General features: G+C 66.3%; 11 protein-coding genes. 2 read left to right on the top strand and 9 right to left on the bottom strand.

All coding sequences use genetic code 11. The features are described 5' to 3' along the window. Nucleotides 1–261: 261 nt before the first annotated feature. From AC07XP_RS05475 to AC07XP_RS05445, 7 genes are all read right to left on the bottom strand, one after another. Entirely contained in the window at nt 262–714 is a 453-nt protein-coding gene (locus tag AC07XP_RS05475; protein WP_495264040.1) for a hypothetical protein, read from the bottom strand. 14 nt (nt 715–728) lie between these two features. After that, nucleotides 729–1,502 (bottom strand): LuxR C-terminal-related transcriptional regulator, encoded by a 774-nt coding sequence (locus AC07XP_RS05470; RefSeq protein WP_095744458.1) that lies wholly within the window; start codon nt 1,500–1,502, stop codon nt 729–731. An 858-nt stretch (nt 1,503–2,360) separates the two neighbouring features. Further along, nucleotides 2,361–3,047 (bottom strand): response regulator, encoded by a 687-nt coding sequence (locus AC07XP_RS05465; protein ID WP_062470864.1) that lies wholly within the window; start codon nt 3,045–3,047, stop codon nt 2,361–2,363. A 37-nt stretch (nt 3,048–3,084) separates the two neighbouring features. After that, the gene (locus AC07XP_RS05460) at nt 3,085–4,767 is read right to left on the bottom strand and encodes a sensor histidine kinase (RefSeq protein WP_492694907.1); all 1,683 of its coding nucleotides are present in this window, start codon (nt 4,765–4,767) and stop codon (nt 3,085–3,087) included. Nucleotides 4,768–5,141: 374 nt separating this feature from the next. After that, nucleotides 5,142–5,612 (bottom strand): hypothetical protein, encoded by a 471-nt coding sequence (locus AC07XP_RS05455; protein WP_083259040.1) that lies wholly within the window; start codon nt 5,610–5,612, stop codon nt 5,142–5,144. Between the two features lie 378 nt (nt 5,613–5,990). Then, on the bottom strand, nt 5,991–7,337 hold the full coding sequence (locus AC07XP_RS05450) for a DUF5666 domain-containing protein (protein WP_495264039.1): 1,347 nt from the start codon (nt 7,335–7,337) through the stop codon (nt 5,991–5,993). Further along, nucleotides 7,334–8,167, bottom strand: a complete 834-nt coding sequence (locus tag AC07XP_RS05445; protein ID WP_159275114.1) for a DUF6502 family protein — start codon at nt 8,165–8,167, stop codon at nt 7,334–7,336. The genes AC07XP_RS05450 and AC07XP_RS05445 overlap by 4 nt, the downstream gene beginning before the upstream one ends. 354 nt (nt 8,168–8,521) lie before the next feature. Between AC07XP_RS05445 and AC07XP_RS05440 the strand changes: the two genes are divergently transcribed. Both AC07XP_RS05440 and AC07XP_RS05435 read left to right on the top strand, forming a co-directional pair. Continuing rightward, the gene (locus tag AC07XP_RS05440; protein WP_495264038.1) at nt 8,522–9,475 is read left to right on the top strand and encodes an alpha/beta fold hydrolase; all 954 of its coding nucleotides are present in this window, start codon (nt 8,522–8,524) and stop codon (nt 9,473–9,475) included. Then, on the top strand, nt 9,472–9,789 hold the full coding sequence (locus AC07XP_RS05435; protein ID WP_495264037.1) for a hypothetical protein: 318 nt from the start codon (nt 9,472–9,474) through the stop codon (nt 9,787–9,789). Before AC07XP_RS05440 ends, AC07XP_RS05435 begins: the two co-directional genes overlap by 4 nt. A 4-nt stretch (nt 9,790–9,793) precedes the next feature. Here AC07XP_RS05435 and AC07XP_RS05430 read toward each other — a convergent pair whose 3' ends face one another. After that, nucleotides 9,794–10,513, bottom strand: coding sequence for a FadR/GntR family transcriptional regulator (locus AC07XP_RS05430; protein WP_095950006.1), 720 nt, complete (start codon nt 10,511–10,513; stop codon nt 9,794–9,796). 74 nt (nt 10,514–10,587) lie between these two features. Next, nucleotides 10,588–11,913 (bottom strand): MFS transporter, encoded by a 1,326-nt coding sequence (locus AC07XP_RS05425; protein WP_095950005.1) that lies wholly within the window; start codon nt 11,911–11,913, stop codon nt 10,588–10,590. Between the last annotated feature and the right edge of the window lie 81 nt (nt 11,914–11,994).

Raw genomic sequence — 11,994 nt, 5'->3', positions numbered from 1 at the left:
GATGCCGGTCAGGCGCGATGCCGGCATGGAGATGAAGCCCGCATTTCATGCGGACCTTGATTCGACACTTGTTCATGCGATACCCCCACCATGGATCCTGTCAAAAAGAATCTAGGTCGGCGCGCCGAAAGTCGTTGCCGCTTGTAAGCGGACGGCAACCGGTGGTCGATTGGTTGTCTTCGAAAACGAAGGTGCTAATTATGAGAGGCCATCTTCAGGAATGCAACTTTCTCACATACAAATTAACTGACGAGAACCTGACTACGCGCGCCAGAGCCAAAAAAAAACAGCGGCCGCGGCGACACCGGCCGAAATCAGGGCGATCAGCGCCATTTCCGCATGGCCGCCATTGCTTTTTTGGGACGCCGCAGCGAAAGCGGGAGGGCGTTCATTGCCGTGTGGCGGGCTCGCGAAGGGGCTGTAGACGGCGGAGCCGGGGCGATCCGGGTCACCGCTTCCTGTGGTGGCCGCCGGATCGTCGGGAGAGGCCGTCGCCACGGCCGCTTCGTTTGCGACTTCGCCGTCCGCAACGCCGCCATCCGGGTTCTCGTGCGCCGCAACGGCCGCCGACGTCGCTTCCGTCGCGATCGCCAGGTCGGCGCACATGACCTGCGTGGCCCAGGCCGCGACAAGCATGGCCTGAACGAAGGGCCGCTTGTCGAGTGCGCGGCGAGGGCGCGATCCGGCGGCGAAGGGGCAATCGATCGGGGTCATGGGGTCGCTGCCCTTCAGATCAGGCCCGTGTGGACGGCGAAGTTCACCGCCTGGGCGCGCGAATGCACATGCAGCTTCTTGTAGATGCTCTTGATGTGCACATTGACGGTCTGGCCCGTGATGCCGAGCTTGGCGCCGATCTCCGCGGAGACGTAACCCGAGGCCACGCAACGCAGGACCTCGCTCTCTCGCGGCGTCAGTGTCATGTCGCGCGACGGCGGCCTCGGCGGCGACGGCGCCTTGTCGGCGACCGGCTCGCGGGGGTGGTAGTCCAGGCGGTGCAGCAGGCGCCGCGTGAGTCGGGGCGTGATCGCCGCCCCGCCGTTCACCACGTGCAGCACGGCATCGGCGAAGCTTTGCAACCAGGCGTTCTTCAGGAGGTACCCCATGGCACCCAGTTCGAAGGCGCGCAGCACGTGGGCATCGTCCTCGAGCGAGGAGATCACGATGACCTCGCTGCTGCGGTGCAGGCGGCGTGCTTCGGTGATCAGCTCGAAGCCCATCTCGTCGCCCAGCTGCAGCTCGAGCATCAGCACGTCGAAGGTGTGCGTGGTCAGCAGCCGGCGTCCCTCGCGAACGCTGTCGGCCTGGCCTTCGAGCTGGATGCGCAGGTCCGACAGCAACTCCTGGGCGATCACCCGGCGCATGTACTCGTCGTCGTCGACGAGCAGCACGCGCACCGGCGATTTCTCCTGGCCGATCAGGAAGTCCGGCCACAGCCTCGCGGCGGGCGCGCAGACGCCGACGGAGGCCTTCTCGCCAGAGCTGATGAGCCGGTGATCAAGCATGTGCCTGCCCCGGTTGGCGTGAGCGACGCAGGCCGGTCGTTGCGAGCGTGGGCGGGGAGACGCAAAGGTCGTCCGTCGAGCGCTCCGGGGCCACTTTCCCCATCGGCGGCAAAGCAGGTTGGGGTTTCATACATTTTCAATAGAAAAATGAAAGGCAAGTGCCGAATTGAATGTTTTTTTTGAGTTTTAATTGAAATTCAATTCGGACCGAGGCTTGTGCAATCCTATGAACTTGACGGGACGGTTGCGCGGGTCTTTTGCTCCTGTTTGTGGAAAGACATGAGTGTTTCAAAATGGAACTACCTGAACCATGACGTTCGATATACCTAATTTCTATGTTTTTGAGGCGGATCGTGAAAAACGACGCATTGTTCGACAAGTGAGCAATGCTGGTTGAAAAGTGGAATGGGTTTATTTATGCGAGGAAATTTTGAAAATAATGAAATTAATCAAATATGAAATTCATTTCTGATTGGGTATTTGGTGTTTGGTGAAATAAAATATTCAAAAAACCAATTGAAACCGAGGAAATAATTTGATTATTGAAATTCCGGTGATATTTGAATTGAATGAAATCTTCTATTAACCAAATTCCCTGCTATTCAATTTTCATTTTTGAAATTTATTCTCTCGCTTGATCATGATTTTTCAATTCAATTGAAATTCAATTTCTTTGAGGTGGCACGAAATACGGTGCAGGATCTTTTTCTCCTCTGCCAGTCCGGTGCGCTCCCGCACGTCAGCTGATCGCAGCAAGCGGGGATCGGAAAAGCGGGGAAATGGCGGGTCCCGGAGGGGCAGCCGACGCTGAGCGGCCCGCAGTGGGCGTCCCGAAGGACGGGGGCGGGCAGGGCGCTGTCAGTGCGCCATGGCGTCGAGGTGGTGCTTGACGGCGTAGATGTACAGCTCGAGCCGGTTCGTCACGCCGAGCTTCTGGTAGATCGACGTGAGGTGGTTGCGCAGCGTGTGCTCGGTGACGAAGGCCTGCCCGGCCAGCGTCTTGTTGGAGGCGCCGCTGCCGTGCACCACGGTGCGGACGATGTCGCGCTCCTTCTGGGTCAGGCTGGCCTGCCTGACGGACTCGGGGTCGGCTTTCGGCGGCTTCTTCACCGAGGTGAGTTCCGAGAGCACGCGGCCCATGGTCGGGGCGTCGAGGCAGAGCTCGCCGTGGTGCACGCGTTCGATCGCATCGAGCACCTGCTCGGCCGAGGCGTCCTTGCGCATCACGCCGCGCGCGCCGCGCAGCACCGCGAGGTCCAGCGTGCGCTGCTCGCGCTCGCCGGTCAGCACGACCACGCGCGAGACCTCGTTCGACAGCAGCTGCGGCAGGATGTCCAGGGCGCAATGGCCGTCCAGGTCGAGGTCGAGCACGATGACGTCGGGGGCCAGGCTCTGCGTGTGCGCCACGGCCTCTTCGCAGCAGCTGGCGGTGGCGACGACCTTCATGCGCGGCTGTTCGCCGTCGATCAGCCGGGACAGGCCCCACAGCATGGTCTGGTGATCGTCCACCAGCAGGACGCCGATGGGGTGGGCTTCGGTTTGCATGAGGGGCTCCTCGGACTGTTGTCGTGCTTTTGGGGGCTCAGATGGGGATTTCGATCAGCACCTCGGTGCCGCCGCCCCGGCACCGGCTGACCTGCGCGCGGCCTCCGAGCGCCGCTGCGCGGTCGCTGAGGGAGCGTGGCCGGAAGGGCGCGAAGTTCTCTTCGCCGCCTTCGTTCTCGATGCGCAGGTGCAGGCAGCCATTGCGGCAGCCGATGCGCACGCTGCCGCGGCGGGCCTGCGTGTGCTTGCAGATGTTGTTCAGGCCTTCGCCCACCATCTGCAGGACCTCCGCGGTCATGCGGTCGTCAAGACGCACGTGGCCTTCGACGTTCACCGAGATCTCGATGCCGTAGAGCCCCTGGATGCGGGCGGCCTGGCTGTACAGCTGGTGCAGCACGAGGCCGCACGAACTTTCCGGGCCGGCCTTGACCGCGCCCGCGAAGCGCCGCAGGTCGGCGATCACGCCGCTCGCCACCTCGGCGAGCTTGTCCAGGTCCTCGAGCAGCGGGTTGTCCGCGGCGGCCTTCTTGCGCAGGGCACACAGGCCCATGCGCAGCCCGATGTAGGGCTGCACGGCCGTGTCGTGCAGGTCCAGCGAGATCTTCAGGCGCTCGGTCGCGGCCGCTTCCGAGGCCATGCGGTCGAGCACCTCGATGGTCTCGATGACCGGGAAGATCTGTTCCATGAGATGCGCGAGGAACAGCGCGTCGGACTTGCTGAAGTGGCCGTTGCGCGACGAGATGAACACGCGCCCCTCGCCCAGGCGCAGCGGCAGCGCGGCGCTGATGAACGCGCGGGCCTCGAGCATGGCGGCCACCGCGGCACTGCGCTTGGCGCCGTCGCGGCCCTCGGGGCGCCAGCCGATCGCACCGGGGCCGTGCATGTGGCTGCGCGCAAAGAAGTGGTTCAGCGGCCAGGGCAGGCGGTTGCTCAGCACGGTGTGCGGATGCTCCAGCGCCATCAGCGGCGACTCTGCGATGCCCCCGAGCGTCTCGACACCGACGTGCTCGCAGGTGTCGTCCTTGCGCAGCGTGCGCAGGGTCCAGTTGCCGGTGGCGGTGTCCCGCGTCATGAGGATGCAATGGCTGGCCTTGAAGAAGGCCAGCGTCTTTTCCATCGTGCGGGCGATGGTGCGGCCTGCGCCGAAGCGCGGGTTCGACAGCTGGCTGATGTCACCCAGCAGGGCCAGGCGCCGCTGCAGGATGAGCTTGGAGCCGCCCCAGTGCACGATCATGTGCCCCAGCGCCAGCAGGAAGGTCGTGCGCATCAGCAGCTGCGGCGCGTCGTCGCCCGTGCTCGTGCCGAGCCCGCAGGCGGCGAACGACGCGACCGAGACGATCGTCACGCGGGCGCCTTCCTCGAAGCCCCAGCGGAACGAGGAGGTCAGGATGGCGAAGAAATAGAACAGGAAGAACAGGCTGTGCACGCCGCCCGTCACGAAGACGATCAGCGTGAACCACATCACGTCGGACCAGTGGACCGCCTTGCCCTGGACATGGCGCCAGCCCCCCTGCGTGCAGGCGTGCACCAGCACGCTGTGCAGGAGATATCCGCAAAAGGCCAGCCAGACCGCGCTGGCCACCGGTTGCCGCGTGGGCCCCGCATCGACCGCCATGGCCAGCACCGCCGAGATCGACAGCACCAGCCGCATGCGGGCGGCCATGAGCGCATCCGTCGACAGGCTGCTGTCGAGGCTCGGGGCGGAGACGGGGGCGCGCATGGCAAGACATCCTTCGCATGAACTGTTTCATGCACGGCAGGGGCCGACGTTCGGTGGTAACAGCCTGGCGTTCATTTCTTCGTGCCAATAACGCGGTGTATGTGAAGGTTTCACATTACTTCTTTGGTACTCGAAAGGAACCTTGTGGGCGATCTGTGACGTCTGTTGCGCTTGGTTGCAATTGTGTCGCGGGCAGGCTTTTTTCATCGCTGTACGAGGCGCTTCCCCTCGGCCGGGGGCTGCCGCACGGCAAACGGGTACCCGATTCATGGAGGTGTGGGGCAAGGGGAACGCGAGGGGCGGTGTTCGTGCGCGCCGGACGCACCGATCCCCGGCGCGCCAGGGCGGGCGCGCCGTGCGATCCGAACCCGGATTCAGCCCCGCCGTGGCACCAGCGCCGTCCGTCCCAGGGGCGTGACCCGCAGGACGGTGGCCTGGCGCAGCTTCTGCCGGGCGCGGCAGATCGGGGGGAGGGTGGCCTCCACCATGCCGGCGGCTTCGAGGACCGCCACGGAGTTGATCTCCGACGGGTCCTCGGTGTGCAGGGGAAAGGTCGAGTTGCCGATCCTGCGCAGGTAATCGAGCGGCATCACGCTCCATTGGGGGCGTTCTTCATGCACCGAAGCGCCGTTGCCGCAAAGCGTGGCGATCTCCGCGTGCCCTTCCTCCGTGATGGCGAAGACCTGGGCGCTTTCGTACCGCTGGTAGCCGAAGTTGTCGACATGGAACTCGGCTTCGATGAGTCCGGTGGCGACCAGCACCGAGGCATGCCGGATGTCCGCGTCCGCCGTGAGCATGACCGGAAAACGCTTGTTCATGAGCCGAAGAAGAAGGACGAGCGGCATGCGGTACTCCTCGCAGTGTCAGCGGTGCCGGCTGGCCCGGCGACGAACAGGCACCCGATGCGCAGCCCCGCACAGGGAGGCATCCGTCAGGCGTGGGCCTGCGATGCCAACGGGGAGCAACGGTCGCACTGAACTCGCGGGAACAGACACGGAAGCCACCAATGTAAGAAATGTGATTTTTTCACTTTAGTCCCTTTTTCGTACTTTCGCCACGGATTTGGAGATAGATGGCCGAAGGTGCTATCCGGCCCGCGTGCGCGCAGGCCCGCCGCGATGCGGCGATATCGAGCTGGATGTGTGCGAAAGCCCGGCTTCGCCTGCCGCCAGAAGGGGCGGGCGATGCAACCGGACGGCGGGGCGCTGCGCCGCCGCTTCAGGTCAGGGGTTGAATGTCACCCGTTGGGCGATGAGAACACCGTCGACGACCCGGTCTCCCACGACGGTCACGCGCTGGCCGTTGGCCAGGTTCGCGGCGGTACCGTTCTCGAAGGTGGTACCCGGTCCGCTGGCGTCCACCGGCTGGCCCTGCACCCTGAAATTGGCAGGGGACTGGTAGCCGCCGATGGCGCCGATGAGCGTGAACGAGGCCGGCCCGCCCGTGCCCGGCACATGGCGGATGCGCAGCTTCTTGACGACCAGCACCCCGCCGGACATGAAGCCGTCGACCTCGACCTTCACGCCGTTGCCGAGCGAACCGACGGGGCCACCCGTGATCTGCGCATTGGTGGCGTCCACCGGCGTGCCCAGCACCTTGAAGGCGCCGCGCGAGACGAAGTCGGTGATGTCCCCCGCCAGTTGCAGTGCGATGCCGTTGCTCGTCGGTATCGCGTACCAGCCCTGCACCTGGGTCGCCGTGAACGCGTTGCCGACCGGCGCGACCGTGCCGCGGGCGCGCACGATGACACCGTTGGCCAGCGACGAGGCGTCGATGCCCGCGAAGCTGGCGCCGCCATAGCTGACCGTCAGCTGGCCGAGCGTGAAGGTCTGGTTCGTCGTGTTGAGGTTCTGGATGGCGCCCGTCACCAGCGGGGCGGTCAGCGTGGGCGCGGTCTGCACGCGGGTGGCGCGCAGCGTGCCCGGCGCGCCGGGCAGGCCCCACACCTGGACGAGGCTGCCGTCGGCCACATTGGCAAGCCCGTTCGCGTCGGCCCAGACCGTGGCCGCATCGATGGTCACGTTGATGCCCATGACGACGAAGCTGCCGGCACCCACGTCGATGCGTGAGACGGCGCCGCGCAGTTCGGCCCCCGACACGACCTGCGTCGCGATGCCGCGGGTGAAGTCGGGGTCGACCTTGCCGGCGACCCGCGCGCTCATGCCGATCTGGAGCTCGGTGGCGTCCTCGACGGTGATGGTGGCCGTGTCCGTGGTGTAGCGCAGGCCGTTCAGGATGATGCTGCCCAGGCCGTCCGCGGCGCCGATGCCGGCGGCGTCCGCAGTCACGCCGGTGCCGCCCGAACCGACACCGGAGCCGTCGGTGTTGCCGTTGCTGGCGGTGTCGCCGGAGCCGCCCGTGCCGGCGTTGCCCGAGCCGGACCCGGTCCCATCCCCGCCTGTGCCCGTGCCCGCGCCGCCCGGGCTGTCACCGCCGATCGCGGTGCCGGTGCCCAGGCCCAGGTTCCCGGTCGAGGCACCACCGCCGCCTCCGCAGGACATCAACAGGGCCATGAGGCCGGCGCAGAACAGGCCCAGCAGGAGGCGGCGGGGTGTTTGGATCGTGCTCATGAGGGGCGCTCGCTTTCAGAGGACGTGGGCGGGGGCGGCGTGCCCTCGTCCTCGTAGTACGTGTAGATGCCGACACGGATTCGTCCTTCGGCGCGGGCCGGCGCGCGGCTGACCGCCTGTGCCATTTCCTGCGCGAGCTCGTGGTGCAGGGCGGACCAGCGGTCGCGCACCAGGCGGTGGATCTGTTCGCAATCGTTCAGCGACAGCCCGCGCGCGTACACCGCGCGCTCGAGCATGCGGGGCTGCTCGCCCAGCGTGTTGGCGACGGCCGCCAGCAGGTGGTCCCGGCCGTTGTCGCCCAGGAAAGCCAGCATCGATTGAAGGTCCTGCACGGGCACGAAACCGTCGGCGGTGAGTTCGGCCATGCCCTCGTTTTCGGTCACCATGTTCAGCCGGATCAGCTCGTCGAGGATGGTGCGGTGGTGGACGTTGCCGCGGCTGCTCAGGCGGGCGACCGCCTCGAACGAGGGCGCCGTGTGGCCCGAGGTGACGGGCAGGCGCCGGAACGAAGCGTCTTCGGTCAGCATCTGCAGCCACAGCGTGAAGGTCTTGGCCGCGGCCGACAGTTCGGTGTGGGGCAGGGGGTCGACGGTGGAGCGGACCTTGGCGGTCACGGCCTTGCGGTTCAGGCCGGTGGTGACCGACAACTGGCTCAGGTTGGGCTTGGGAACGCCCTGGCTGCGCCAGGAGTGCTGCGCCTCCTCGATCAGCAGGTCACGCAGCAACTCCTCCAGGTGGGGGTGCTTGACCCCCATCGCGAGGGCGAGCTTCACCACGGGTCGAAGGATGCGTGAGCAGGCCGCCAGGGCCCATTCCAGCCGTTGTTCCATGACGCGACGTGTGTAGTCCTGAAAGTGCGATGCCGACAGGATCGGAGGCGGCGCCCCGACCACCATCAACGCCCCATTGTCCTGCGCACCGCGCTGCAGTGAAAGCTTTGGACTGCGGTTTGACGGCCAGTGAGCCAAAGTTTCATGTTCGGGCGCGGGGCGACCGTCCGGCCGGTGCTGCCAAGGCCGATCGGCCGACGGGATGGCCAGGTTGCCTATGTCGCCCTGCAGCCTGCCCGCCGCAGGGCGCGCGCGGCCTGGACGACACCCAGGGTCGGCCCTTTCCCACATGCGGGCCCCGCGCCGGAGGCGACAAAGACACCTCTGTTTCTTTGCATGTCTCAAGGAGCCGAGATGGCCAATGCGAACCCCCGAAAGAACGACGCGGCCGGCACGACCGCCGTCACGCACCGCACGGTGCAGATCGATGGCGTCGAGGTCTTCTATCGCGCGGCCGGTCCGGTGGGGGCCCCGGTGCTGTTGTTGCTGCACGGCTATCCGTGTTCTTCGTTCCAGTACCGTGCGCTGATGCCGGCGCTGGCGGACCGCTGGCGCGTGGTGGCGCCCGATTTCCCGGGCTTCGGCTACAGCGGCACGCCCGAGGAGAACTTCGTGTTCGATTTCGATGGCTACGCGCACTTCCTCGACCGCTTCACCGCCGCGCTCGCGCTGCGCCGCTACGCGCTGTACCTGCACGACTACGGTTCGCAGATCGGCCTGCGCCATGCGATGCGGCGGGCCGGGCGGGTGACGGCGCTGATCATCCAGAACGGCGACATCTACGAAGACACGCTGGGGCCGAAGTACGCGGCGATCCGGGCGTACTGGAACAATCCGAGCGAGGCCCATCTCGCGGTGCTGGAGCGCGCCGTGAGCGAAGAAGGCTTTTGGGACGAGTTCATCGGCGAGGTGTCCTCGCGCGTGGCCCCGCGGCTCGCGCCCGATCTCTGGCGCCTTCACTGGCCGTTGATGGACACGCCCGCGCGGCGCGCCATTGCGCTCGGTCTCATGAAGGGGTTGAAGGACAACCTGCGGTGGTTTCCGCGCTACCAGGACTACCTGCGCACGTACCGCCCGCCCACGCTGATCCTTTGGGGGCCGCAGGACGGCTACATGCCGATCGAGGCCGGCCGTGCCTACCTGCGCGACTTGCCCGACGCCCAGTTCCACGCGTTCGACGACGGGGGCCACTGGCTGCTCGAGACGCACCTGGCCGAGGTGCTGCCGCCGCTGCGCGATTTCCTGGGGCGGCACTTGCCGGTGCCGGCGTCTGCATCCACCCGGACGATCGAAGGCGTGCCGGTATGAGCGTCGCCACCATCGCGCGCATCTGGTGCGGCCGCGTCACGCGGGGCCGCGCGGAGGCCTACGAACGCTACCTGCTGGCTGAAGGCATTCCGCCGCTGCGCAAGACGGCGCTCGCGGTGCAGCTGTTCCGGGAAGACCGCGCCACCGAGACCGAGTTCGTCACGACCTCCTACTGGCCCGACGTGGCCGCGATGAGCGCGTTCACCGGCGGCGACCCGAATGGGGTGCATCACCTGCCGCGCGATGCGGAGTTCCTGATCGAGCTGCCCGAGCGCGTCGAGGTGCTGCGCATCGTCGTCGACACGTGGACCTGAAGGTTCAGGTCGCTGCCGAAGCCGCCTCGAGCCCCGTCGGAAAGTGCACGCCCGCGCGCTGCGCGGCCTGCACGATGTGCTGCGTCATCGCCTGCTGCGCCAGCGCCGGGTTGCCTTGCGCGAGCGCCTCGATGATCGCCATGTGCTCGTCGTAGGTGGCATGGCGCGCACCGCGCTTGTAGAAGGGCAGGCGCTGGCTCTCCTGCATCACCTCGGCGCTGTTGCGCAGGATCTCGGCGATGGCCTGGTTTCCGGCGATGCCGATGATCTGCATGTGGAAATCGAAGTCGAGCTGCGTGGCCTGCGTGAAGTCGCCGGCGTCGATGCATGCGCGCATGGCCTGTGCATTGGCACGCAGCGCCGCCAGGTCGTCCGCTTCGATGACCAGGCAGGCCAGCCGCGCGGTGAAGTTCTCGACCGCGAAGCGCAGCTGGTACACGTCCTGCAGCGAATGCGAGGTGGCGAACTTCCAGGCCGGGGAGGCGGCCGGCGCCTGTTGTCCGCCGTCCTCGGCCACGTACATGCCCTTGCCGGGACGCGGAATGACCAGGCCCGTGCCCTGCAGCGTCGACAGCGCCTCGCGCAGCGAGGTGCGGCTGATGCCGAGCTGCTCGGCGAGGTCGCGCTGCGAGGGAAGCAGCCCGCCCGCCGCATAGGTGCCGTCCGCGATCCGCTGCTGGATCAGGCGGGCGGCGGTGGCGGCGACGGCGGGGGAGGCGAGCATGGGTGGTTTTCGGTGCGAAGTGCGGCAGTGGCGGGAGCTGGAAATCTTACTGTGGCCGCACCCCGGGGCCTTCCCTACTTGTTGACCAGCTTGGCCGGCACCGTCCAGGTGAGGAAGGCGCCGAACAGCAGCACGCCGGCCAGCACGAACAACGCGATGTCGGTGCTCTTCGTGGCGTCCTTGATCAGGCCGATCATGTAGGGGCTCACGAAGCCCGCCAGGTTGGCGAAGGAGTTGATGAGCGCAATGCCGGCTGCTGCGCCCGCGCTCGACAGGATGGCCGTCGGCAGGCTCCAGAACAGCGGCGAGGTCGCCAGGCTGCCGCCCGCGGCCAGGGCCAATGCGGCCAGCGAGAGGTACACGTTGTTGCTGAAGATCGCGCTCAGCGTGAGGCCCAGCGCGCCGCAGCAGAAGGGCACGATCAAATGCCAGCGGCGTTCGCGCATGCGGTCGGAGCTGCGGCTCACCAGCAGCATCGAGACGATGGCCACGGCAAAGGGAATGGCCGTGAGCAGCCCGATGTTCAGCGCGCCCGACACGCCCGACTGGCGCACCAGCGTGGGCAGCCAGAAGGTCAGGCCGTACTGGCCCATCACCGTGCAAAAGCAGATCAGCGCCATCTTCACGATGCGGCGGTCGGCAAACAGCGCGCGCAGCGTCATATGGCTGGTGCCGCCCTTGGTGGCGTTCTCGGCGGCGATGTTGCGTGCGAGCACGGCCTTTTCTTCGGCGGTGAGCCAGCGTGCGGCCTGGATGCTGTTGTCGAGGTACACGATGACCAGCAGGCCGATCACCAGCGAGGGCAGCGCCTCGATGAGGAACAGCCACTGCCAGCCGCGCAGCCCGCCCATGCCGTGCATGGCGTCCATGATCAGCCCCGACAGCGGTCCGCCCAGCACGCCCGACACCGGGATCGCGCACATGAACACCGCCACCATCTTGGCGCGCCGGTGCGAGGGAAACCAGTAGGTGAGGTACAGGATCATCCCCGGGTAGAAGCCGGCCTCGGCCGCCCCCAGCAGGAAGCGCAGCACGTAGAACTGCGTGGGCGTGGTCACGAACATCATCGCGGCCGAGATCAGGCTCCACGTGATCATGATCCGCGAGATGGTGGCCTTGGCGCCGATGCGGTGCATCAGCAGGTTGCTCGGCACCTCGAAGAAGAAGTAGCCGATGAAGAACAGCCCCGCGCCCAGCCCGTACATCGCCTCGCTGAACTGCAGGTCGCTGAGCATGTTCAGCTTGGCGAAGCCGACGTTGACGCGGTCCAGGTAGGCGGCCACGTAGCAGAGCATCAGGAACGGCATGAGTCGCCATGCCACTTTCTTGTAGAGCGCGTTCTCCGCTGCAGCAGAGGTGGTGGCCGGCTGCAGCGGCGCATGAAGGGTGGTGGTTGACATGGCGGTCCTCGAAGGCGTCGATGGGGTGGATTAACTGGTATTACCGGTATGATTTAACGCGACCGAGACCTTAAGGCCTCA

It is taken from the genome of Variovorax sp. GW531-E2 (assembly GCF_059423125.1).
The sequence above is the reverse complement of the archived record's forward strand: the minus strand, read 5'-3'. Positions and strand labels throughout refer to the sequence as shown.

Coding starts and splice junctions, on each gene's coding strand:
- AC07XP_RS05475 (WP_495264040.1), bottom strand. CDS start 714: ATGACCCCGATCGATTGCCCCTTCGCCGCCGGATCGCGCCCTCGCCGC.
- AC07XP_RS05470 (WP_095744458.1), bottom strand. CDS start 1,502: ATGCTTGATCACCGGCTCATCAGCTCTGGCGAGAAGGCCTCCGTCGGC.
- AC07XP_RS05465 (WP_062470864.1), bottom strand. CDS start 3,047: ATGCAAACCGAAGCCCACCCCATCGGCGTCCTGCTGGTGGACGATCAC.
- AC07XP_RS05460 (WP_492694907.1), bottom strand. CDS start 4,767: ATGCGCGCCCCCGTCTCCGCCCCGAGCCTCGACAGCAGCCTGTCGACG.
- AC07XP_RS05455 (WP_083259040.1), bottom strand. CDS start 5,612: ATGCCGCTCGTCCTTCTTCTTCGGCTCATGAACAAGCGTTTTCCGGTC.
- AC07XP_RS05450 (WP_495264039.1), bottom strand. CDS start 7,337: ATGAGCACGATCCAAACACCCCGCCGCCTCCTGCTGGGCCTGTTCTGC.
- AC07XP_RS05445 (WP_159275114.1), bottom strand. CDS start 8,167: ATGGAACAACGGCTGGAATGGGCCCTGGCGGCCTGCTCACGCATCCTT.
- AC07XP_RS05440 (WP_495264038.1), top strand. CDS start 8,522: ATGGCCAATGCGAACCCCCGAAAGAACGACGCGGCCGGCACGACCGCC.
- AC07XP_RS05435 (WP_495264037.1), top strand. CDS start 9,472: ATGAGCGTCGCCACCATCGCGCGCATCTGGTGCGGCCGCGTCACGCGG.
- AC07XP_RS05430 (WP_095950006.1), bottom strand. CDS start 10,513: ATGCTCGCCTCCCCCGCCGTCGCCGCCACCGCCGCCCGCCTGATCCAG.
- AC07XP_RS05425 (WP_095950005.1), bottom strand. CDS start 11,913: ATGTCAACCACCACCCTTCATGCGCCGCTGCAGCCGGCCACCACCTCT.